This window comes from Prevotella sp. P4-67 (genome assembly GCF_002251325.1).
GTDB lineage: Bacteria > Bacteroidota > Bacteroidia > Bacteroidales > Bacteroidaceae > Prevotella.
This window is the reverse complement of record NZ_NPJL01000033.1, coordinates 1-24,214: the sequence shown is the minus strand read 5'-3', so window position 1 is coordinate 24,214 and position 24,214 is coordinate 1. Positions and strand designations below refer to the sequence as shown.

General features: G+C 47.9%; 15 protein-coding genes and 6 tRNA genes. 10 read left to right on the top strand and 11 right to left on the bottom strand.

Annotated features, from left to right (window positions below; all coding sequences use genetic code 11):
- Positions 1 to 97: 97 nt before the first annotated feature.
- The 5 genes from CIK92_RS04945 (at position 98) to CIK92_RS04925 (ending at position 8,689) form a co-directional block, all read left to right on the top strand.
- Positions 98 to 2,086 (top strand): DUF5686 family protein, encoded by a 1,989-nt coding sequence (locus tag CIK92_RS04945; protein WP_144289337.1) that lies wholly within the window; start codon positions 98 to 100, stop codon positions 2,084 to 2,086.
- The gene (locus CIK92_RS04940) at positions 2,080 to 5,247 is read left to right on the top strand and encodes an exodeoxyribonuclease V subunit beta (RefSeq protein ID WP_094388354.1); all 3,168 of its coding nucleotides are present in this window, start codon (positions 2,080 to 2,082) and stop codon (positions 5,245 to 5,247) included. Before CIK92_RS04945 ends, CIK92_RS04940 begins: the two co-directional genes overlap by 7 nt.
- Positions 5,244 to 8,105, top strand: coding sequence for a PD-(D/E)XK nuclease family protein (locus tag CIK92_RS04935; RefSeq protein ID WP_094388353.1), 2,862 nt, complete (start codon positions 5,244 to 5,246; stop codon positions 8,103 to 8,105). Before CIK92_RS04940 ends, CIK92_RS04935 begins: the two co-directional genes overlap by 4 nt.
- 60 nt (positions 8,106 to 8,165) lie before the next feature.
- Positions 8,166 to 8,254: transfer RNA gene (locus tag CIK92_RS04930), tRNA-Ser, on the top strand.
- Between the two features lie 201 nt (positions 8,255 to 8,455).
- The gene (locus CIK92_RS04925; protein ID WP_094388352.1) at positions 8,456 to 8,689 is read left to right on the top strand and encodes a hypothetical protein; all 234 of its coding nucleotides are present in this window, start codon (positions 8,456 to 8,458) and stop codon (positions 8,687 to 8,689) included.
- Positions 8,690 to 8,718: 29 nt separating this feature from the next.
- Here the strand turns inward: CIK92_RS04925 and CIK92_RS04920 are convergent.
- Together CIK92_RS04920 and CIK92_RS04915 are read right to left on the bottom strand one after the other, a co-directional pair.
- Positions 8,719 to 8,795: transfer RNA gene (locus tag CIK92_RS04920), tRNA-Pro, on the bottom strand.
- A 26-nt stretch (positions 8,796 to 8,821) separates the two neighbouring features.
- Positions 8,822 to 8,895, bottom strand: a tRNA-Pro gene (locus CIK92_RS04915).
- A gap of 245 nt (positions 8,896 to 9,140) precedes the next feature.
- On the opposite strand from CIK92_RS04915, the gene CIK92_RS04910 reads away from it, so the two are divergent.
- Positions 9,141 to 9,563 carry an Hsp20/alpha crystallin family protein gene (locus CIK92_RS04910; protein ID WP_094387448.1) on the top strand — a complete coding sequence of 141 codons (423 nt, stop codon included), beginning with the start codon at positions 9,141 to 9,143 and terminating at the stop codon, positions 9,561 to 9,563.
- 55 nt (positions 9,564 to 9,618) lie between these two features.
- On the opposite strand, the gene CIK92_RS04905 is transcribed toward CIK92_RS04910, so the two are convergent.
- The 4 genes from CIK92_RS04905 to CIK92_RS04890 all read right to left on the bottom strand — a co-directional run bounded on the left by CIK92_RS04905 (position 9,619) and on the right by CIK92_RS04890 (position 11,683).
- Positions 9,619 to 10,863 (bottom strand): aminoacetone oxidase family FAD-binding enzyme, encoded by a 1,245-nt coding sequence (locus CIK92_RS04905; RefSeq protein WP_094388351.1) that lies wholly within the window; start codon positions 10,861 to 10,863, stop codon positions 9,619 to 9,621.
- Positions 10,864 to 10,865: 2 nt separating this feature from the next.
- Positions 10,866 to 11,429, bottom strand: coding sequence for a sugar O-acetyltransferase (locus CIK92_RS04900; RefSeq protein WP_094388350.1), 564 nt, complete (start codon positions 11,427 to 11,429; stop codon positions 10,866 to 10,868).
- An 89-nt stretch (positions 11,430 to 11,518) separates the two neighbouring features.
- Positions 11,519 to 11,589 (bottom strand) — tRNA-Gly (locus CIK92_RS04895).
- 18 nt (positions 11,590 to 11,607) lie between these two features.
- Positions 11,608 to 11,683: transfer RNA gene (locus CIK92_RS04890), tRNA-Thr, on the bottom strand.
- Between the two features lie 181 nt (positions 11,684 to 11,864).
- Here CIK92_RS04890 and CIK92_RS04885 point away from each other — a divergent pair.
- Together CIK92_RS04885 and yfcE are read left to right on the top strand one after the other, a co-directional pair.
- Positions 11,865 to 11,947: transfer RNA gene (locus CIK92_RS04885), tRNA-Tyr, on the top strand.
- Between the two features lie 25 nt (positions 11,948 to 11,972).
- Entirely contained in the window at positions 11,973 to 12,512 is a 540-nt protein-coding gene (yfcE, locus tag CIK92_RS04880) for a phosphodiesterase (RefSeq protein WP_094388349.1), read from the top strand.
- A gap of 109 nt (positions 12,513 to 12,621) precedes the next feature.
- On the opposite strand, the gene CIK92_RS04875 is transcribed toward yfcE, so the two are convergent.
- From CIK92_RS04875 to CIK92_RS13720, 3 genes are all read right to left on the bottom strand, one after another.
- A complete protein-coding gene (locus CIK92_RS04875; protein WP_094388348.1) occupies positions 12,622 to 14,010 on the bottom strand; it encodes a threonine/serine exporter ThrE family protein in 1,389 nt (462 codons plus the stop codon).
- Positions 14,011 to 14,107: 97 nt separating this feature from the next.
- Positions 14,108 to 15,796 carry a putative transporter gene (locus CIK92_RS04870; protein WP_022309586.1) on the bottom strand — a complete coding sequence of 563 codons (1,689 nt, stop codon included), beginning with the start codon at positions 15,794 to 15,796 and terminating at the stop codon, positions 14,108 to 14,110.
- Between the two features lie 243 nt (positions 15,797 to 16,039).
- A complete protein-coding gene (locus CIK92_RS13720; RefSeq protein WP_158214737.1) occupies positions 16,040 to 16,969 on the bottom strand; it encodes a chitobiase/beta-hexosaminidase C-terminal domain-containing protein in 930 nt (309 codons plus the stop codon).
- Between the two features lie 439 nt (positions 16,970 to 17,408).
- Between CIK92_RS13720 and CIK92_RS13715 the strand changes: the two genes are divergently transcribed.
- The gene (locus tag CIK92_RS13715; RefSeq protein ID WP_158214736.1) at positions 17,409 to 17,609 is read left to right on the top strand and encodes a hypothetical protein; all 201 of its coding nucleotides are present in this window, start codon (positions 17,409 to 17,411) and stop codon (positions 17,607 to 17,609) included.
- A gap of 91 nt (positions 17,610 to 17,700) precedes the next feature.
- Here CIK92_RS13715 and nifJ read toward each other — a convergent pair whose 3' ends face one another.
- Together nifJ and CIK92_RS04855 are read right to left on the bottom strand one after the other, a co-directional pair.
- Positions 17,701 to 21,297 (bottom strand): pyruvate:ferredoxin (flavodoxin) oxidoreductase, encoded by a 3,597-nt coding sequence (gene nifJ / locus CIK92_RS04860; protein WP_022309589.1) that lies wholly within the window; start codon positions 21,295 to 21,297, stop codon positions 17,701 to 17,703.
- Positions 21,298 to 21,354: 57 nt separating this feature from the next.
- The gene (locus CIK92_RS04855; RefSeq protein ID WP_022309590.1) at positions 21,355 to 22,545 is read right to left on the bottom strand and encodes an ATP-binding protein; all 1,191 of its coding nucleotides are present in this window, start codon (positions 22,543 to 22,545) and stop codon (positions 21,355 to 21,357) included.
- A 154-nt stretch (positions 22,546 to 22,699) separates the two neighbouring features.
- Here CIK92_RS04855 and CIK92_RS04850 point away from each other — a divergent pair, with 154 nt between their 5' ends.
- Complete coding sequence (locus CIK92_RS04850; RefSeq protein ID WP_022309591.1) at positions 22,700 to 23,761, top strand: hypothetical protein; 1,062 nt, start codon at positions 22,700 to 22,702, stop codon at positions 23,759 to 23,761.
- Positions 23,762 to 24,214 lie beyond the last annotated feature (453 nt).

Below are 24,214 nucleotides of genomic sequence, written 5' to 3'. Positions count from 1 at the left end.
GTTCAGGCATCCCTGTCATTCCAAGTTTTTTGTGTAGATTTGCATTATGATGCAGAGAGCCAGGTGGACAATTACCATGATCTTCGTATTGCTGTCTATGAATACGATTGCACAAGATGAGGGCAGATTTGATGTCAGCCTGCTCAACCGTATATATGACTTTCCTAATAGTGTTGACACGACGGTCTTTCATGGGCTGGATATTTATACTTATCGCAAGCTCAAAATCAATGTGGTGCGCCGCAATCTCATCCTTTTCCCTATTCCCACCATGTATCGCATCGCCCATAGCAAGGCTCGCGACTACATTGAGGAGAACTTTTCTGTGTGTCATCTATACAATACCAAGGACTATACGATAGAAAGGTTGGCGCATACATCGACTATACCGCAACAGAAGGAGACCATGACGCGCCTACAGAAGTTTTTGACTCCCAAGTTCTATGAAGAAACTATCTTTGGCAACAGCATGCTCTCGCCCTTTCACCACAACAACAGGGCTTACTATAGGTTCCAGTTCAAGATACTCCATGATAATCAAGTCGAAATCACGTTCTATCCAAAGGTAAAGAATACTCAACTGGTTACGGGAGGCGTCATTGTCGAATCAAAGACAGGCCGCATCAGATGGGGAAAAATCGCGGGAGAATTTGACATGATTAACTTCACCCTCAATTTCGTCATGTCTGATGACAAACTGTCACCTGTCATTCCGCGAAGCTGTGAGCTCAATGCCAAGTTTAAGTTTATGGGCAATATCGTTAAAGCGCAGAATACTGCAATCTATGGTATGCCTGCCCTCAATAAGGATTCGGTTGGCTCACTTACCATGCGCCAGTTAATGGATAGCATCAGACATGACACGCTTACAACCGAAGAGAATGCCATCTATACAAAGTATTATGCTGCCTTGGCTCAGGACTCTACTGAGGCAAAAAACGTCAAGCGTAGTTGGGCCAAGCGTTTCTTCTGGGATGTACTGGGGGATAATCTCTTGAACAAAATAAGTTCCAACTATGGCAATGGCAACCAGGGACAGGTAAACATCAACCCGCTGTTCAACCCGCTGTACATGGGATATAGTGGCCGCAAGGGTTATTATTATAAATTTGACGTCCGCAACCTATACAATTTCTCCACGAACCACTATCTCTACACCAGACTTAAGGCTGGCTATTCTTTCAAGCAGCGCCAGCTGTATTTTACATTACCTATAGAATACCATTTTGACAAGCGGCATAACGGCTATGTAAAGTTGCAGTTGGGCAATGGCAACTGGATAAGCAACGGCATGCTGAAAGATGAGATGCTGGCTTCATTGCCAAGCAATACACCTTATAATGGTGAGCGTATTGATTACTTTCGAGACTTCCACCTTACCCTAGAGAGCAGCTATGACTGGTCGCGTCACATTACATTGCAGGTGGGAATGGTGGGGCATAAACGTACGGCGGTAGAGCGTCACACCTATCAGCAGGCGCATGTCCCTACGTCTTACACGTCTGTTGCGCCCAAGGCCGAGATTATCTGGAGGCCAACAGGGTGGAGAGGCCCAGCTGTCAATGTGGCATACGAACGCAGCATCCGCGGCTTGATGGACGCAGACCTTGCCTATGAGCGTGTGGAGTTTGACATACAGCAGATAGTGGCCTTCAATAGATTGAAGTACCTGTCTTTCCGCGCAGGTTGTGGTTTCTATACACTCATCGACGGTACCAGGAACTTCTTGGACTACTCCAATTTCAGAGACAACAATATCCCTGACGGATGGTATGATGAGTGGACCGGTGAATTTACGCTCCTTCCCAGTCACTGGTATAACCTTTCGCGCTATTATGTTCGTACCAACGCCACTTACGAGACACCGCTGCTCGCCTTGAGCCACATTCCCTTGATTGGAAGATATATTGAGAAGGAACGCATATATACCAACATGCTCTTTGTGACCCATCTGCATCCTTATACGGAAGTGGGCTACGGATTTACCACCCGTTGGGTATCCACCGGAGTCTTCATGGCTCATCGCAATGGGCGTTTTGATGGTGTTGGCATTAAAATCGGATTAGAATTATTCAGACAATGGTAAACTCAATCAACCCACTTACGGTCTATAAAGCAAGCGCCGGTTCGGGAAAAACATTTACTCTCACCGTAGAATACATAAAGCTACTCATCCAGGATCCATCTTCTTTTCACAATATCCTTGCCGTTACATTTACCAACAAGGCCACCGAAGAGATGAAGATGCGCATTCTTAGCATGCTTTATGGCCTTTCCAGGCAGTTGCCTGAAGCCCAGAGTTATATGGACAACATTGTCCAGTCTACAGGCTTCGCCCCAGTCATGGTGGCTACCCAGGCAGGAGAGGCGCTTAGACTCCTGCTCCATAATTACAACTATTTCAGAGTCGAGACGATAGACAAGTTCTTCCAAAGCGTCTTACGCAATATGGCAAGTGAACTCGACCTCACAGCCAATCTGCACATAGGACTCAATGACGTGCAGGTGGAAGAACAGGCAGTTGACGAACTGATAGACGGGCTTAATGTCCACGACAAGGTCTTTGGCTGGATTATGCAATACGTCAAAGAGAACATATCCGAGGACAAGGGCTGGAATGTCATCAATCTCATCAAACGCTTTGGAAGGAATATTTTCCGCGATATCTATAGAGACAACAGCAAGAAACTCAATGAAGCACTCGCCACGGATAACTTCTTTGATGATTATACGCGCATACTGAAGGAAATGCGTGACCATGCAGAAGACCACTTCAAGCACTATGCCGCCACATTCATGGACATGCTTGAAGAGAACGGCCTCCAAACCACCGACTTCAGCAATGGCAACAAGGGAGTGTGTAGCTATTTCATCAAGATGGGCAATGGCAAGTATGGCGATGCTGATGTCCTCACCAACACCGTCAAGGCCGCGATGGAAGATGCAGATAAATGGGTAAAGAAAGCCGAGCGGACTCCAGACAATCCCAAGTACAAGCTGGTGTGCGAGACGCTGCTGCCTTATCTTCAGGAGACCGAGCGTATGCGTCAGGTTCAGTCGTGCCTGTATGTTTCTGCCAATCTTACATTGCGCCACCTTAACCAGTTAAGGCTGTTGGAGAATATCGAGAAGACCATTCGTGAGATGAACAGTGATGCCAACAGATTTCTGCTGAGCGACACGCAGCATCTGCTCAACGGTATGATTCAGGACAGCGATTCGCCATTTATCTTTGAAAAGATTGGCACCAGACTGAAGCATATCATGATAGACGAGTTCCAGGATACGAGCACCATACAATGGAAGAACTTCAAAATCCTGCTCATGGACTGCATGAGCAATGAAGATACACAAAATCTCATTGTCGGCGACGTCAAGCAAAGCATCTATCGCTGGCGCTCGGGTGACTGGAAGCTCCTCAACAATATCGAAAGCGAATTTCCAGACCAGAGTCAGTCCGTCACAGTCAAATCTCTGGTCACCAACTACCGTTCTGACTACAATATCATTACTTTCAACAATGTCTTTTTCTCATTGGCCACACAGTACGAAGCCAGGTCATTGGATGGGAGCAATGAGGTAGACCAACTGATACAAGCCTATGCAGATGTCGAGCAGAAGCCTCACAACACCCTGAAAAGAGGTAGGGTAGAGATGACCCTGATACCAAGCACCGAGTATGGAGAACAAATCATGGAGAAAATCCATAGCATGATTACGACCATCTTGGAACAAGGTCATGCACCCAGTAGCATCGCTATCTTGTGTCGAAGCAAGTCAACCATACAAGAGATAGCCCGCTTTTTCGGGGAGAACTATCCCTCGGTACCGCTTATATCCGATGAAGCGTTCCGCCTTGACGCCTCCGTTGCCGTCAATACCTTAATCAGTGCTTTGCGTTATGTTTCCAATCCAGAGAGTTGCATCGACCGAGCTTATCTTAAGCAGGTGGGAATACTTGCTCCCGTAGAACGCACACGCGAACAGTTGCTTACCATGCCGCTTTACGACATGGTGCAGACCATCTATGCCATGCTCGATGAAGACATCTGTTGCAACCAGAGTGCATATATCTTCGCCTTCTTCGACCAGCTGGCCAAGTATCTCAAAGACAACATGTCCGACATTGACGACTTCCTCAACGAATGGGACAACACGCTCCACGAGAAAGCCATCCAGAGCAGTATGGACAATGGTATCAGACTGTTGACCATCCATAAGAGCAAGGGATTGGAGTACGACCATATTATCATTCCTGCCTGTGATTGGAAACTTGAACAGAGCAACTCTACCTTATGGTGTACGCCCAAGGTAGACCCCTTCAGCCGGATGCCGCTTGTACCTATAGATTTCTCCAAGAAAGGAATGGTAAATTCTATTTACGAAGCCGACTATTATTATGAGCATCTGCAGAATGTAGTGGACAATCTCAACCTGCTCTATGTTGCCTTCACCCGTGCCAAGAGCAGCCTCTACATATTGGGCAAACGCGGCACGCAGGCTATGCGTTCGGGCCTGCTCGAAGGCATTTGGGATGACCTGGCCCAAGCCCTCAACACGACTTATACGGGCAACCTTGACGACAAGACCGATACCCTCCATCTGGAGTTCGGCTTATTGCCCGCAGCCCAAAGCAAGCCCGCTCGTACACAGCAATCCACCGAGGAGCGCAATGTATTCCGCAAGACTTCCGCCCCTATGGATATGCCAGTCATCAAGGCCTACAAGTCTGTGGCGACTTTCCGCCAGAGCAATCAGAGCATCGAATTCACTCACGACAATGAGGGCGACAATCATAATCAGTACATCAAGTTGGGCAATGTGCTGCACAAGGTCTTCTCGACGATACGTACGTCGGCCGATATAGACAAGGCCCTGCAGCAGCTGGAAAATGATGGCATCCTCTACGACAACGAGGTCAAGCGGGAACAGCTCGTCGGCATGTTGCGCAAGCGACTTGATGACGACCGGGTGAGCGAATGGTTCTCTCCCCGTTGGACCGTGCTCAACGAGTGTTCGCTGCTGTTCTACGACAGAGAGCTGCAGAAATCGCGCCTGTTGCGTCCCGACCGAGTGATAACCGACGGCGAAGAATATATCGTTATCGACTTCAAATTCGGAACCCCAAAAGAAGAATACCACACCCAAGTCAGAGAGTATATGCATCTGCTCAGCGAGATGGGGCATAGCCGTGTGAAAGGCTACTTGTGGTTTGTGTACAGTAATAAGATAGAAGAGGTAAAATGAATAGCACTTTTTTAGAAGCTGTAGCCAAAGACCTGTTACAGAAATATGGCAGTAACCTGTCACGAATAGCCGTTGTGTTTCCTAACAAGCGTGCTTCGCTCTTTATGAACGAATATCTGGCGCGGCTTTCAGACGGTCCGTTGTGGAGTCCATGCTATACCACCATTAGCGATTTGTTCAGAGAGAAGTCAGAGTTGATGGTTGCCGACCCCATCAAGCAGGTCTGCGACCTCTATCATTCCTATACGGAAATCACCGGTAAGGATGAGACGCTCGACCGTTTCTACGGATGGGGCCAATTGCTGCTTGCCGACTTTGATGATATCGACAAGAACATGGCCGATGCCCATAAGGTTTTTGCCAACCTTAGAGACATCCACGAATTGGACGACATAGACTACCTCTCACCAGAGCAGAAGAATATACTCAAGTCTTTCTTCCACAATTTCGCCGACAACCATCTCTCCAAGCTCAAAGAGCGATTCCTTTCTCTTTGGTGCAATCTCGAAGAAATTTACCGTGACTTCAACCAGCGTCTCGCCGCGCAGGGGTTGGCTTACGAGGGCGCGCTGTATCGCAGTGTGGTGGAAGCCCAGGTCGACTATGAGTTCGACAAATATGTGTTCGTGGGATTCAATATGTTACAACAGGTCGAGCAGCGGCTCTTCCTCACGCTTAAAGCGCAGGGTAAGGCATGCTTCTATTGGGATTTCGACCACTATTATCTCGCCAACAACGAGGCGGGGCATTACATCAACGGCTATCTGACTCAGTTCCCCAACGAGCTGAGTATAGATGACGACACATATTACAACAACTTCAGCAAGCCCAAGGACATCACCTACATCTCATCCATGACTGAGAGTGCGCAGGCTCACTATATCAGTCAGTGGATAAGCGAAAACCATCGCATCGAAGCCGGCGCCAAGACCGCCATCGTGTTGTGCGACGAGTCGCTGCTCCAGACCGTACTGCACTGTCTGCCCGAAGAGGTCAAGAGCATCAACATCACCACCGGATATCCCCTGTCCCAGTCGCCAGTGGCTTCGTTTATCCAGATACTGCTGCGCCTGCAAACCTATGGCCACGTCAAGAACACAGACAAGTATCGTCTGCGCGATGTAGCCAAGATACTCAAGCACCCTTATGGCCAATACATTTCCGACAGTTGTCTTGATCTGTACAAGGAGTTGCAGACATGCAACCGCTATTACCCCACGCGCTCCCAACTGGCTATCGACCAGGGATTGCAACTTTTGTTTACCGACATCGACACGCAGGGCGACTGCCACAACCAGAACATTGCCCAATGGCTGACGGCCTTGCTTCAGTACGTGGGCCGCCAGGCAAGCAAGGTCAACGACCCGCTTACCCAGGAGTCCATCTTCCGCATGTACACCATCATCAATCGTCTCGAAGGACTCATTACTTCGGGCGACCTGCAGGTCGACAAGATTACCTTTGAACGCCTGATAGCCCAACTGATACAGAGCACGACGGTTCCGTTCAGAGGCGAGCCGATAGAGGGCATTCAGATTATGGGCGTGCTGGAAACCAGAAACCTGGACTTCGACCACCTGCTCGTACTGTCAGCCTCCGACAACAATATGCCTAAGGGTGTCAACGATTCTTCATTCATTCCCTATTCTATACGCAAGGCCTACGGGCTTACTACTATCGACCACAAGGTTGCCATCTATGCCTACTACTTTTACCGGCTTCTGCAGCGGTCGCAGGATATCACTTTGACCTACAACAAGGCTACGGAGGACGGCCAGACGGGAGAGATGAGCAGATTTATGTTGCAGATGATGGTCGAAAGTGGTCACGACATACACCACGGCATACTCACCCCAGACCAGTCGGTCAAGCAGGCGCTGTCTGGCAGTGTCATCAAGACGCCCGATTTGATGAACAAGCTCCACCAGTTGACCCAGCTCTCGCCGACAGCCATCAACCGTTACTTTTATTGCCCGCTTACCTTTTATTACAATGTAGTCGAGGGGTTGAAAGAACCCGATGAAACAGATGAAGAGATGAAGGACAGCCGCGTCTTCGGTCTTATCTTCCACCGCAGTGCCGAACTCATCTATCAGCGACTCATGCAGAAGAGCGAGGTGATAAAGCAGGCTGAAATCGACGACTTGCTCAATCACCGGGAGGTAATCGAGATGATAGTAGACCAGGCGTTCAAGGAAGAACTCTTCAAGGTCAAAGACAATTCTTATACTCCCGAGTACAACGGATTGCAACTCATCAACCGAGGTGTGGTCATCAGCTATCTGCGCAAGATGCTCGACATCGACAGACGTCTTACGCCGTTCCGCATCTTGGGATTGGAGAACAAGGTCGAGACAACTGTCAGATTCGACTCTACCGATGGCGAACGCGAAATCAAGGTACTCGGCTTCATCGACCGTCTGGACGAGATTACAGATGACGACCAGCAGCAGCGCATTCGCGTTATCGATTACAAGACGGGAATGCCAGCCCGGAAGAAGGTCGAGGAGATAGCCGAGTTGTTCAGCGATACCGACATCCACGCCAAACACACCAATTATTATCTGCAGGCTCTGCTCTACGCGTTGATTGTGAGCCACAGCCAGGAGCTCAACCAAAGCGGGCTTGCTGTCAGCCCGGCACTTATGTTCATCCAGAACATGAGCGACGATCAGTATGACCCCACGCTCAAGCTGGGTGACTCACTTATGGTCAGGGCTACAGATTACGAGGATGAGTTTATGGACGGACTCAGGCAGACTCTGCGTGAAATCTATGATGCCGACATCCCCTTTGAGCCCACAAAAGACCAGAAAAGATGTGCCAATTGCATATATAGCAATCTCTGCAAAAGATGAAAAAAATACCAGCAATTCCTTGGTTATATTCGAAATTAATATTACTTTTGCAGCGGTTAAGGAAGATTGGCAGAGTGACCGAATGCGCTGGACTCGAAATCCGGTATACCCTTTTCCGGGTATCGGGGGTTTGAATCCCTCATCTTCCGCAAAGCAATGGAAATGATAAAGGCTCCAAGTAACAACTTGGGGCTTTTTTCATAGCCATAACCTTAATCGTCGGCAGCAGCCCGACACGAGTCACACGTTTTTCCATACCGTTTCCCGCTGATTAAGTCATCACTATAATCTTGAGACATGGCACATGTTTCGCACCATTGTAGTCCATATACACCGAGTCCAACTATAAAATGGATGCAAAGCGCGAAATGGATAATTCAAACTTTGAAATCATAATTGCAAAGCACGAAACCACTGTTTCAAGCCCCGAAATCAGAAAAAAGATGATGGCGGACGGTTTGGATATGGGCTGGTTATCAATTGGACTGATGGGGCAATGGATATCGGGGCAGGTTGGGGGAGTGGTGGTGATAGGCGTGGCGATAGAGCCGAGAGATATAGACATGAAAAAAGCATCATACTGAACCCATCGGTATTCGTATGATGCTTGCTGTGGTCGGGGCGACAGGATTCGAACCTGCGACCACCTGGTCCCAAACCAGGAGCGCTACCGGGCTGCGCTACACCCCGCACAAGGAAATGAGTGAAGATAATAGTCGGGGCGACAGGATTCGAACCTGCGACCACCTGGTCCCAAACCAGGAGCGCTACCGGGCTGCGCTACACCCCGCTTTATCTGATTCTCATTTTTGCGACTGCAAAGGTACGCATTAATTTTCTAATATCCATATAATTTCCCATATTTTTCATGACAAAATGTGCCATTTTAGGTTTTGAATGACCGATTTGGCAGCATTATGCGTCATTTTGTCAGTCGCAGCGCTGTGGGAATGTTTTTTGCAAAAATGATAGTGACAGACGGTAATCGTCTGGATGACTATAAATGAATATAAACTAATAATGGAGGAAAATATTATGATGTACCCAACACGTAACAACTGGTTAGACTCTGCTTTTGATGAGTTCTTTGACAACAATGGTATGCTGCGCACCAACACTACAGCGCCTGCTGTAAACGTAAAGGTCAATGCATTGGAATATACTATGGAGATTGCCGCACCGGGCATCAAGAAGGAATATTGCCGGATAAGCCTTAACAAGGATAACAATCTTGTTGTAAACATCGAGAACAAGATGGAGCACAAGCAGGAAGAGCGTAATGAGCACTACCTGCGTCGCGAGTTCTCTTACGGCAACTACGAGCAAGCCTACATCCTGCCTGAAGATGTAGACCGAGAGAAGATTTCAGCCAAGGTCGAAGACGGCATTCTGACAATAGTTCTGCCCAAGTTCAACAAGGAAGATGTCAAGGTAGAACGTCAGATCAAAATCGGATAATCTGAAACAAAAAAAGATGGGGGATGCAGCTCACAGCTGCATCCCCTATTTCGTTTTAGGCCTTACCGATATTCATGCCCACAACATAGCCCATGGTCCATGCCGCCTGGAGGTTAAAACCTCCGGTGATGCCATCGACATCGGTCACTTCGCCTGCGAAAAACAGGTGTGTGCAGTGCTTGCTCTCCAAGGTATTGAGGTTGAGTTCGCCCAAGGCTACGCCGCCACAGGTGACAAACTCGTCCTTGAATTTGCCCTTGCCGGCGATGGCATATTGGTCATTGGTAAGCGTGTCTATCAACTTGTTAATCATCTTCTTGCCCAGTTCTCCCATACGCCGGTCGGCGGGGCATCCACACTTCTCCAGAATGTATGTCCACAACCGTGATGTAAGGTTGAACGGGTGTAAATTGCCCGCCATCTTATTCGCGTTGCTGGCTATAAACATATAGAACTCCTGCTCAACCTCATGATGATGCGTGCGGTTAATCCAGTTGACCGCCAAAATGGAGTGATAATCAGCATCGTGAAGAAAGCGGGCGGCATAGGATGACAGTTTCAGCACGGCAGGTCCGCTCACGCCCCAATGGGTGATAAGCAGCGGTCCTTCGGCCTTGAACTTGGTAGAAGGAATAGAGACTGTAACAGGATTGACCACGGTTCCCATCATGCTCTGCAGTCTGCGGTCATTGATGGTCAGCGTGAACAGCGAGGCTACTGGCGATTCCAGTTTACGTACCACCGGTGACAAAAACTCCAAGCCCTTCATTTGAGGTGAGCCGCCAGTCGTTACAGCCACACGGTCATAATGTTGCTTCAGCGTGATGCCTGCCTGCCCGCATGTAGAGGTAAGGCACAGTTTCCCGTCGAGCGTCTGCTCTATGCTCGTGATGGTGCATCCGAGTCTGAACTTCACTCCCAACTGTCGGGCGGTAGAGATGAGGCAGTCTATGATGGACTGCGAGTCTTGCGACTGCGGAAAAACGCAGTTGTCCTCTTGTGTTACAAGAGGCACGCCATGGTCTTCAAACCACTGATAGACATCATCGTAATCGAAAGTGTTGAACAAACGCTTTATGAGCTTATGCCCGCGTGGATAGGCATTGCTCAAGTCGGCAATATCTGCAAACGAATTGGTAAGATTGCATCTTCCGCCACCGGTAATCGCCACCTTGGCCAGCAGTTTGTTGTTCTTCTCAAAGATGCAGACATCTGTGTCAGGATAATAGTGCTTGGCGGTAATGGCAGCAAACAATCCGGCTGCGCCTCCGCCGACGATGGCGATATGCAGAGTAGGCATGGTCAGGTGTGGTCTATATGTTTAATGACTTTGCAGGGGTTGCCTACGGCAATACTGTTGGCTGGAATGTCTCGGGTAACCACCGAGCCGGCTCCTATGGTGCAGTTGTCGCCAATGGTGACGCCAGGCAGAATAGTCACGCTACCGCCTATCCAGACCGAGTTGCCGATGGTGATGGGGCGCGCCCATTCCACACCTTTGTTTCGCTCTTCGGGATTGGTGGGGTGGCAAGCCGTGTATAAGCTCACATTGGGGCCGATGAAGACATGGTCGCCTATCTTGACAGGGGCTTCGTCGAGAATGGTAAGGTTGAAGTTGGAAAAGAAGAAGTCGCCCACCTCGATATTGCGGCCATAATCGCAATAGAAGGGCTGGTTGACGATGGGCCTGACACCACACTTGCCGAGCAGGGCTCTGATGGCTTTTTCCTTGTTTGTATAATCGGAAGGTCTGATTTGGTTATACTGCCATACCAAGTCCTTGACCCTGTTCAATTCGTTGATGAGTTCAGGGGCGAGAGCGTCATATACCTCTCCGCTCACCATCTTTTGCCACGAATCTGTCATAAATGTGTCGCTGTATGCTATGAAACGATGTGTAAATAAACAAAAAATGCTCTGCATCATCATGATTACAGAACATCTCTACATATTTGAGCGGAATACGGGAATCGAACCCGCCTCCCAGGCTTGGGAAGCCCGTGCACTACCGATGTGCTAATTCCGCTTATACTTACTCCTGAAATGGAGCCGATACCGGGACTCGAACCCGGGACCCACGCATTACGAATGCGTTGCTCTACCAACTGAGCCATATCGGCAATTGCGATTGCAAAGATAAGCGTTTTTTCCGTAATATCAAAATAAAGGGGAATAAAAAGTTTGAGCCATACCCGATTAATCATCCCAGCCACCGCGCAGACAATATTTGTGGCAAAAAAGTTGGTCAAACCTTTGGCAGTGTCGGCTAAAATGTATACCTTTGCACTCGCAATTGAGCAAGGGTGGTTACCAGAGTGGCCAAATGGGGCAGACTGTAAATCTGCTGGCTTTCGCCTTCGGTGGTTCGAATCCATCACCACCCACATCTTTTACCAAATATTTATTAGAATGAAATATTTGATTGTTTCCGATATCCACGGTTGTTTTCCCACTTTACAACAAGTTTTGTCTTATTATGATTCCGCAAGTTGCGATATGTTGCTCATCTTGGGCGATATCCTCAATTACGGTCCTCGCAATGGTTTGCCCGAAGGGTTGAACCCAAAACTTATAGCCGAGACGCTGAACGCAATGGCAGACAAGATAGTAGCCATACGTGGAAACTGTGACTCGGAGGTAGACCAGATGCTGCTCGATTTCCCCATCATGGCAGATTATGCTCTGGTGGTCGACAATGGGCGCAGGCTGCTGCTCACCCATGGCCATAAATATAATAAGGAGAACATGTTGCCTGGCAAATACGACGTCGTGTTCAGTGGGCATACGCATCTGTGGACTTTAGAGAATGAAGAAGACACTGTATTCTGCAATACCGGTTCTATCACATTCCCCAAAGGAGGCAACGTGCCAACCTTCGCCATCTACGAAGATGGTGTGGTCGCAATACACCATCTCAATGGCGAATTGCTGAAAAGCATTGGTTTATAAAAATACTGGATAGATAAAAAGGGTGCATCAATATGTAATTGATACACCCTCAAATGATATAATATGGAGTGAATTAATGTCGGCGTCCTGTCACAGGTGGCCGACGTTTTTATTTGTCAGCCATCTGATTTTTGCGGATGAGCAGCAGCTCCATCAGCTTCTGCTCCCGCTTGGGATTAATCATCCGTCTGAAGAATATATTGGGTATGGCCACACCAATAGCGATAAACAGGATAATCAGCGATGCGTGGATGGCATTGTTCATCGCCACGGTGACTTCGCCTATAACTCCATGCATATTGATGAAGGCAAACAGGGCTCTGTACATCAGCACTCCAGGAATCATGGGTATGACACTGGGTATGCTCAGACACTGGTGGGGAGTGTGCAGGCGACGTACCATGAAGCAGCAGATGATACTAATCACTGCAGACCCGACAAAGGAGCCTACGATGAGGCCCATATCCAATCCGACGTTGCCTGAACTGGCTCCAAGATTGACAAAATTGCGGGTGCAGACAGCTACTATACCTCCAAGGGCTACAAAGAGCATCATGTGGCGAGGTACATTGAATATCATGGAGAAACCGATAGCCGAGATGGCTGCAGCCAGCATGTATTCATCATAGGTGTGATGGGGAATCATGGACAAGTCGTGGACAAAGTTGTCGATGCCACAAAACTGGATGGCAAAGGCTATGCCGAAAGCCATGGCAAAAAGCATAAGCAGCGTGTTGGTGGCTCGGGTGATACCCACCTGGGTAAAGCCTGAAAGCATGTCGCTTACGAAATTGATGAGCGGTACGCCGGGAACGATGAACAAGGCGCAGGCCAAAAGCGGATGCCATGGAGTGGAGGACTCCAAGAAGGAAATGCCAGACCGGGTGGAAATCAAGGCGAAGAGCCATGCCAACAGCGTGGATACAAAAGCTGCCAAGCCGATGTTGAAATATCCATTGGAGCCCTTGGAATTGAGGAACATACGCAGACGCAAGCCCAATATGGCTGCAATGGAGGCATAGAAGAATGCCGTCCAGTCGCAACCAAACTGGATGCAGAAGCCGCCGCACGCCAGTCCTCCTCCGATGGCTACCTGCCAAGGGGTGTAATTGCGCTTGCGCTGGTGTATCTCCGTAAGCTGTCGCTCGTATTCCTCCAAAGTCAGGTTCTTACGAATAGAGTCCCAGGAGAGATGGCTAATCTCGCGGATGGCATCCAGATTGACGCCATGCTTGTCTACTCGCTGGAACTTGGTGTATGACTTTTCGACATCACTAAGGTTGACCATCAGCATATTGTAATTGACGTAAATATGCAGATTCTCGATGGGGATGCAGAGATACATAGCCACTCGCTTCATCGTGCGGATGATGCGGCTGGTGTCGGCTGCATTTTCAACGAGAATACAGCCGGTACGTAACAGCAAATCCAATTTGTGGTGAACCAAACGCTCGTCATCCGTTACGGGATGGGTGATAAGTGAAGATGTTTCAACCATGTCTGTCGTTTTTCTTATTTTTTCTAAACTGAATGACGCCATAAACGATAATCAGCAATAGCGCCACATCGACGGCAATAATTTTCAGCATATAGTTTTATCCTAAAGTCAATATTAATATCTGAATGGTGATAATGCGGAGGAACATCGCAAAGGGATATACCGTGGAGTAGGCTACAGCAGGAGAATCACTTGCGGTGAGGTCGTTGGCATAACGCAGGGCTGGGGGGTTGGTGTTGGCGCCTGCCAGAACTCCGATGAGGGTGTAGTAGTTGAGGTGGAAGGCATAACGGCCGATGAGTCCGCCAATAAGGAGTGGAAGCATCGTGATGATGGCTCCATAACCCACCATGGCCAATCCGTTGCCATTGAAGACGGTATCTATAAACTCTTTGCCGGTTCCCAAACCTACGCAGGCAAGGAAGATACACAATCCTATCTCTCGTATCATCAGATTGGAAGAGATGGTATTGTAAGTAATCAGGTGGAATTTGGGACCCAAGAAACCGATAAGGATGGCTACAACCAACGGGCCACCGGTCAGTCCGAGCTTAAGTGGAGCCTGGATTCCGGGGAGATAGAAGGGAATGTTAGCAACAAAACAGCCGAGCGCAATACCCAGGAAGATAGGAATGAGGTTGGGGATGTTGAGACGCTTGATGGAATTGCCCAAACGCTTCTCGGTATGGCTGATGGCCAGTTCGCTACCTACGACGGTGACCTTGTCGCCCATCTGAAGCTGGAGGTGGGGTGCGGCAACAAGTTCTACACCAGAACGGTAAACATGGGTGATGTTGGCTCCAAAGAGAGAGCGTATGCGGAGTTGGGCCAATGTCTTTCCATTGATTTCGGGACGCGTGATAAGAATACGGCGTGAGATGTGGCCTTTGTCACACTTCTCCCAGTCTACAGTAGTGGGCTCGCCAAGGCAGGCGATGATAGCTTCAATGTCACGTGGGGCAGCTGTAATGAGCAGTTTGTCATTGAGATTCAGCACAGTCGAGCCGTTAATGACATCGGTGGGGGAGGCGGCTCCATCTACAAGCATACGAGAGATGACAAAATCTCGTTGCGAGATTTCAGCTATCTGGCGCACGGTTCTACCGACAATCTGCTCATTCTTCACGCATACGGAGAAGGGACGGACAGTCAGTTCTTCAGTAGCGCCGAGACCTCGCTTAGCTGCCTCTTCTTCCTTACCGGTATGGATGCAAAGGATATACTTCAAGAGAAGGAAGATAAGTATGGCGCCGATAACACCGATAGGATAAGCGGCGGCATAGCTGGCGGCAATGCTGGGGTCGTCTATTCCATTGAGGTCGCTGTTGGCTTGCTGGGCTGCTCCCAGTCCAGGCGTATTGGTCACGGCACCAGACAAGATACCTGCCATGGTGGTGATAGGAGTGCCTGTGGTATAGAACAGAATGACGGTGACAACAATGCTTATCGCGATGGTCGATATGGCAAGCATATTGAGCCTGAGACCACCTTTGCCAAACGAGGAGAAGAAACTTGGACCTACCTGAAGGCCGAGAGAATAGACGAAGAGAATCAAGCCAAACTCCTTGAGGAAGTGGAGCAGATGCTCATCAAGATTAAAACAGAAATAACCAAAGGTAATTCCGACAAACAATACCCAGGTCAGTCCCAAAGAAATGTTGGCGACCTTGATCTTGCCCAATAATAATCCCAAGGATATTACAAGCGAAAGAATCATTACTGAGTGAGCTACACCGCCGCCCCAAAGATTGGGGAAGCCCATGAAAAGGTTGTGAAGTAGTTCCATTTTTATTATGTTTATTATTTGCTATCTATTGCAGATGGAAACCTATAATGGAAAGTTGTCCCATTTTGGCTGCGAAGGTACGGAGATTTGGCGTATTGGCGGCTTTATATTTATGAAATCTCACGAACACAAGAATAGAAAAAAACTCGATAATTGCTATCGGCCGTGACAATAATGAATAAAATGGCTGCCTCTACAAGGGTAGAGACAGCTGGTAAGGTGTGAGTTAGGAAAAAATATGTGTTATTTAACAATTACTTTCTTGCCGTTCTTGATATACAAGCCAGCGGGAAGGGTCTGACCCTCGCTCATCTTAACACCATTGATGTTGTAGATGCCCTGCTTCTTGCTCTCAACCACGATAGTGTTGTTGATACCCAGGGTGATGTCGCCAACCTTTACAGGCTTAATCTGGACATTGTTAGAATAGATACTATTGCAAAGAGCATAAATATCCAAAGACTTGCCTACGCCTACAGCACTAAGATTCTGGTTACCCCAGAGTTGAATCTTTTTGGCACCACTCACGATGAAATACTTGGCATCCTTGCCTGTGCCTTCTGCGGTTACGGTGACATTCTTAAGAAGTACCAAGTCGCAGAGGTTCTTCTTGGCGAGGAGGTCTTCTACGGTAGTTACAGTAGCGTCCAATTCCAGAGAAGAGCCAGCGGTAATGGAAAGGTCACCGGCATTGGTGAACTCATTTTTCATCATTTCGGGGATGCCATTGTAGGATTTGAAGTTCATCTTGATGCTTCCGCTTACCGTTGAGTTGAGGGTGAGGGCGAGGATGCCTACATTGTAAAGCATAAGGCACTTGCCGTTTTCGCGCAGATGGACTGTGTTGCCATCAGCGTATATCACCTTGGCGTTGTTGAGGGCGAGCTTCACATAAGTCTTGTCGGCAGTCCATCCAACTACTTCCTCTAAGGTAGCGTCTGTGCAAGTAATCTTGCTAAAGTCCTTGCTGGCAACATTGCTCGACTTGCCACCCTTAACAGCTATAGCATTTACGGTGGTGCTCTCTGTCAAAGAGAAAGGTGTAGTGTACTTCTGCGAACTTGTTGTGGGAGTCCTATCGTCAGTAGTATAATATATGTCAGCTCCCTCTGGGCCTGTAATAGTTACAGTGGTAGAGGTTTCAAAAGTGGCGTTACCGGTAATTGTTGGCATGGCAACTGTACCCGGAGCAGCAGGCTCCCATTCAATTGATATCTCAGTTGCATAAACCGCACCATTATTGGAACGCAATCCTACATGAGTATAGGTTCCTTCAACAGAAAGCTCAGTACTCTTACCATTTTCTATTGTGCCGATTTTCGTACCCTGAGTTTTTGCATCATATAAGTCCTTAGGGCTGCCATATGCAGAAGTACTTCCATATACATCCAACTTTTGACCAGCCTTGGTGGCTTCATTCCATACAACTGTAATTTTTTTTACAGTACCACCAGATGTCGTTGTAACAATTCCAGAATTACTATTCTTTGAACGAAGCTGAACGCAGGTCGCTTTATTTGTTGCTGCGTTAAGCGAATACTTTGCTGTAGAGGATAATTGGAAATCAGTCAAGTCGGCATACGAAGTCCCCGTGATACCTAAAGCCGAGGCTGTGAACTTGTCTGTTACGTTTGCTGCATTAGCTATGCCACATGCGCAAACTGCTAATAACAAAAGTGATAAGCGTAAAAGTTTAGTCATAATGTTTATTGTTAAAGGATTAAGTTATATTACTGCAAAGTTAGTGGTTATCTATGACACAAACAAGGAAAAAGCACATTATTTTAATTTCATGCGTTTTTTTATTGATTAGTATGAGAATAATTGAAAAGGGAGGCTTGCCAATTGGCAAACCTCCCTTCATCAGTATCCCTATATATTATATAAGGTGTATCAATTCAAGATTAGATAATCTCGCTCCAGTCTTCCTGAGTCTTGCGGACATAGCTGCGATAACGGAGTTTAGCCATACGCTCAGCCTGAGAGAAGAGTTCCTCAGCTTCATTAGGATAAGCCTTCTGAACACTCAGATAACGTACCTCTCCAAGGAGGAAGTCACGGAAGTCAGCCCAGTTAGGCTCCTTAGAATCAAGCGTGAATGGGTTCTTGCCCTCGTCGGCCAACAGTGGGTTGTAGCGCCACAGGTGCCAGTAACCACAATCAACGGCGAGTTTCTCCTCATTCTGGCTTCTACCCATACCGCCCTTACGCTTCAGACCGTGGTTGATACAAGGAGCGTATGCGATAACGAGTGATGGACCTGGATAAGCCTCTGCCTCGCGGATAGCCTTCAATGTCTGTGCATTGTCGGCACCCATAGCAACCTGGGCAACATAGATATAGCCATAGGTGGTCTGCATAAGACCGAGATCCTTCTTGCGGATGCGCTTACCCTGAGCTGCGAACTGAGCAATAGCACCGAGTGGAGTAGACTTAGAGCTCTGGCCACCAGTGTTTGAATAAACCTCAGTATCGAGAACCAAGATATTGATATCCTCACCAGATGCGAGTACGTGGTCAAGACCTCCGTAGCCAATATCGTAAGAAGCACCGTCGCCACCGATAATCCACTGGCTGCGCTTTACAAGATAGTGGTCGAGAGTCTTCAACTCCTGACATACAGGGCAACCCTGCTCAGCACCAGCGGCAATCAGAGGCTTCAGCTCTGCAGCTGCTTCCTTAGAGCCGTCAGCATCGTCCTTAGCAGCAATCCACTTGTCAGCTGCAGCAACAAACTGGGCAGGTACATGCTCATCAGCCTTTGCCTCCTCGAGAAGGTGGCAGATGCGCTCCTTCATCTTCTTGTTACCCAAAGCCATACCCAGACCGAATTCGCAGAAGTCCTCGAACAGAGAGTTGTCGAATGCAGGACCCTGGCCCTTAGCATTGGTAGTGTAAGGAGTAGAAGGAATAGAAGCAGAGTAAATAGAAGAACAACCAGTAGCGTTAGCAATCATCTGGCGGTCACCAAAGAGCTGAGAAATGAGCTTTACATAAGGTGTCTCACCACATCCGGAGCAAGCGCCTGAGAACTCAAACAGAGGCTGAGCGAACTGAGAGTTCTTGGGGCTCTGCTTGATATCTACCAAATCCTGCTTAGAGGCAACATTGTGTACGAGGTAATCCCATGTCTTAGCTTCCTCAACCATAGCGGGAGCGTCAACATTGAATGGAACCATCTTGAGAGCCTTCTCGAGTTCTCCGGTTTCCTTGTTTTTCTTGCCAGGACACACATCGGCACAGTTACCGCAACCGAGACAGTCGAGAACAGAAGTCTCGATACGGAAGTGCATTCCCTTGAGTGCAGCGGGAGCCTTAATCTCCTGAGTAGCCAGGCCAGGAACACCTGCCAGCTCTTCGTCGGTAAGAACGAATGGACGGATAGCAGCGTGAGGACAAACGAATGAACACTTGTTACACTGGATACAATTCTCTACATTCCATACGGGAACGAAAGCCTCTACGCCACGCTTCTCAAATGCAGCGGTACCATTGGCCCATGTTCCGTCAACAGTGTTATGCTTAACGAAGTCAGAAACCTTGAGCAGGTCACCAGCCTGACCATTGATAGGGCGAACCAGCTCCTTAACGAATGCAGGTGCATTGTCTTCCTTGCCTTCTTCGTCAGCAAGAGAAGCCCATGCTGGGTCTACTGTCAGTTCCTTATACTCGCCTCCGCGCTCAACTGCAGCGAAGTTGAGGTCAACAACATCCTGACCCTTTTTAGAGTATGACTTCACGATGAACGCCTTCATCTGCTCTACAGCCAGGTCCAAAGGAATAACCTCAGTGATACGGAAGAAAGCAGACTGGAGAATGGTGTTGGTACGGTTTCCAAGACCAATTTCCTGAGCTATCTTAGTGGCATTGATATAGTAAACCTTGATATTGTTCTTGGCAAAGCAACGCTTAACCTTGTTAGGAATGAAGTTAACCAACTCCTCGCCGTCGAAGATAGTGTTGAGCAGGAATGTGCCATTCTTGCGCAGACCGCGGGTAACGTCATACATGTGGAGGTAAGCCTGAACGTGACAAGCTACAAAGTTAGGAGTATTTACCTGATAAGCGCTGTGGATTGGGCTGTCGCCGAAACGCAGGTGAGAGCAGGTAAAACCACCAGACTTCTTAGAGTCATAAGAGAAATAAGCCTGACAATACTTGTTGGTATTGTTACCAATAATCTGTACAGAGTTCTTGTTGGCACCTACAGTACCATCGGCACCGAGACCATAGAACTTAGCCTCAAACAGGTCGTCACCACCCATTGGGATTTCCTCCTCTTCGGGAAGAGATGTAAATGTAACGTCATCAACGATACCTACGGTGAAGTGATTCTTGGGCTGTGGCAATTCCAGGTTCTTGAATACTGCTACAATCTTAGCAGGTGTAGTATCGGATGAACCAAGACCATAGCGGCCGCCAACGATGAGAGGCTTGCGCTCGTCGTCATAGAGAGCAGACTTAACGTCAAGATACAGTGGTTCGCCCTCTGCACCGGGTTCCTTAGTACGGTCGAGCACGGCAATGCGCTTAACAGTAGCGGGAAGAGCCTTCTTCAAGAAGTCTACAGAGAAAGGACGATAGAGGTGAACTGCAACCATACCCACCTTCTTGCCCTGCTTGTTCAGGTAGTCGATGGCTTCACGGGCAGGCTCTGTAGCAGAACCCATCAGGATGATAACATTCTCGGCATCCTCTGCACCATAATAGTTGAAGAGGTGATACTCACGGCCAGTAATCTTAGAGATTTCGCCGCAGTACTTCTCAACTACTTCAGGAATTCTGTCATAATACTCATTGCAAGCCTCACGATGGGTGAAGAATGTCTCGGGGTTTTCAGCGGTACCACGAGTTACGGGACGCTCTGGAGACAATGCGCGGTCGCGGAATTTTTTGATATACTCAGGGTTAACCAGAGGACGGATATCTTCCATATCAATTTCTTCAACTTTGTGGTACTCATGAGAAGTACGGAAACCATCAAAGAAGTTGATGAAAGGAACAGATGTCTCAAGTGTGGCAAGGTGAGGAACTGCAGAAAGATCCATAACCTCCTGTACAGAACCAGAGCAGAACATGGCAAAGCCAGTCTGACGGCAGGCCATAACATCCTGGTGGTCGCCGAAGATACAGAGTGAGTGAGAAGCCAGAGTACGTGCAGATACGTTGAATACGCAAGGCAACAGCTCACCGGCAATCTTATACATATTAGGTATCATCAACAACAGACCCTGCGAAGCTGTATAGGTAGAAGTTAATGCACCAGCCTGAAGAGAACCATGGACAGCTCCAGCGGCTCCGCCTTCAGATTCCATTTCCTGAATAGAAACTCTTTGACCGAAGAGGTTCTTACGGCCTTTAGCAGCCCATTCGTCCACATGTTCTGCCATAGGAGAAGATGGGGTAATGGGGTAGATGGCTGCCACCTCGGTAAACATGTAGCTTACATGAGCCGCTGCGGTGTTACCATCACATGTGATAAACTTTTTTTCTTTAGCCATTTTTCTAAATTTTAATGAAAGTTTGTATGTTCGTTTTTATATTTACACCTTATTATATTAATATAGGAAGCCGAATAGCCATAGTGGTATCTGGTTTTCCTTACCCACCTCAGTATTATAACGCGCATAGATGGTGTCGGGAGAGAATCTGATTTTCTGCTCACCATGGGCATCGCAAATTCTGAAGTGCTTTTCGCCGTCTACGATGTAGAAGTGGTCTTTGTTGGCCTGATTTACGATATGGTCCTTCCACAACGAGTTCACGAAGAATGTCTCCATCAGTTCCTGGTCATCGATGGTGATGGGGTAGATGGCATACATGAGATTGCTATTGTGCATCATCACCTTGGTAGGCTTCTTGGGGAATTCCTCTCCTACGGGATAGATGATATTGATAAGACGCGCATCGGCCAGATACTTGATATAGTTCATCACCGTGGCACGGCTGGTCTGTATTTCATCAGCCAGATTGCTGATATTGGGTGCCTTGGGACCTTCGACAGCCAAGAGATAAAACAGCTTCTTGATTTTGTGAAGATACTTCAGCTCTATCTGCTTGATAAGGAGGATGTCGACCTCGGTCATCATGTTCATGGTCTTCAGGAGATTCTCGGAGAAATTGCGATGTTCCAAGAAGAATGGGTAAAAACCATGATGGATATAGTCGTGAAAGTACTTGAGAGGACTTACCTTGGGCAGAATGGTCTTGATGATATGCTCATGGTTGTTCAGAATCTCGCCCAACGAATAGGGACGAAAGTCGTTGCCCGTCTGCAGGTTGAGAAACTCTCTGAATGAAAAGCCTCTCAGATTGTAGCTCTTTACGATGCCGTTGAGTTCAGGGTTCTCCTCTTTCAAGCGCATCACGCTCGAGCCGGTGAAGACTATCTTGAGATTGGGGAAAAGGTCATGACATTTTCTGAGCTCGCTGCTCCAATTGGGCTGCTTGAAAACCTGGTCAATCAACAGTACACGACCACCGTTTTTAACGAAGTCTTCGGCAAATTCAGCAATACCCAAGCCCTGGAAGTAGAAGTTGTTCATATTGACATACAGACAACTGCGGTCGGCTGCTCCAAACTTCTCTTTAGCGTATTGCAGGAGAAAGGTGGTCTTGCCGACGCCCCTTGTACCCTTGATACCTATCAAGCGGTCGCTCCAGTCAATCTCATCCATAAGATTACGACGGACTGCAGCATTTGTGTTGTCTACCAAATTGGCATGGGTGCGGAAAAAGGCCTCTTCCATAAATCGATTTACTTATATAGATGCAAAGGTAATACTAATTTTCAAAATTGCAAACTCAACTTTACAAAATATTTCCAATTTCGTATTTTTTGTCACTTCTTTGCGTTGCTAAAGAATAAACTTTGTAATTTTGTGGACAATTTACAAAACAGTTATGAAGCTACATATATTTAACCCCGAGCACGATATAGCACTTGCATCTGACATGTTCAATTTCGTGGCCCCGCATGCAGGTCGCGAGATGCGCTCCGACCTGGGCTTTCTGCCTGCGCTGTGGGCCGAGGATGGCGATATGGTCCTTGTCGATGATATCGCATCGGCACTGAGCAGGGTCAGACACCTGGGTCGCTATGCCCATGATGTGGCTTTTGTGACTTACCAGGACCTGAAGCACCTTCCGCCACTTGAAGAGATATGTCCGTGGGGATGGGATAGGTCTTTGCGCTTTCAGTTGGAGCGCAATGGAATCGCTAAGGAACTGTTGCCAACCGACGCATATCTTGACAGCATCCGCGCGATGAGCCACCGCTGGTGGGCTGGCCAGAATCTGCTGAAAAAGCTCACTGAAGCAAATGACGAGCGAGTTGGCAGTTCTCGACTGATTGACAATATAAGCCAACTTGAGAACATCGGCTATACTTATGTAATGAAAGCGCCGTGGAGCAGTAGCGGGCGTGGGCTCAGATATGTCGACCAACTCACTTCCCACCAACGCGGTTGGGCCAAGAATGTGATTGCGCGCCAGGGAGCATTGACCCTCGAACCCTACTATCGCAAGATAAAAGATTTTGCAGTAGAGCTGTACGCCTATCCCGATAGAATCGAGTATTTGGGATTGTCTGTGTTCCAGTCTTCCAATGGTTCGTATGTAGGGAACATCCTTGCGAGCGAAGAGGAGAAGGTGGAAATTATCTCCAAATATATCCCGTTTCATCGGGTGCAGTCGGCCATAGATGAACTATGTGCCATCCTGACCGATGAAATGGTCGGAAAATACACCGGACCGCTTGGCGTAGACATGATGATAGTCGATGAAAACGGCATAAAGCTGCACCCGTGCGTGGAGCTCAACCTCAGGCGCACCATGGGCCATGTGGCTTTGTCATTTAACCAAACCCAGACCGCCCCGCGCAAACTTATGCAGATTTCATATAGCAGAGGGTATCATTTCAGAGTGCTCACAACTGCCGAAAACTGCTATCCGTCAGTGTGGTAATGAACACAGGACGCCTTCAGTCACCTACAATTGCACACGATTGTAAGACATCCGCTCGTAGGTTGTCTTAAACTTGTGTTCAAACCACGAAATGGCAAATTGGAATTCTGAAAAGATTAATGCGAAGTCTGAAATAACAGTTTCCTACCTTAATTTCATTCCATAGACCATCTGTAGGCTCTAAGTTCTGGGGACTCACATTATGCGCAGACGTCCATCAATTATCAAATGACTTGTGGTACTCGTCGGCACAATGACACGAACTCTTTATCCACGTTCAATTATCTCATCTGACTTACCCTAAAAAAACTTGACACTTTTGGATGCCTAAAACAAAAGTGTATGAGAACAAAAGTAAAACGTGAAAGAGATCGTGTCCTAAATGAAGCGACAGGTCAGTATGAATGGGTATGGGTAGAATCCACTCGCTACATTCATGATGAAGAAGATCGA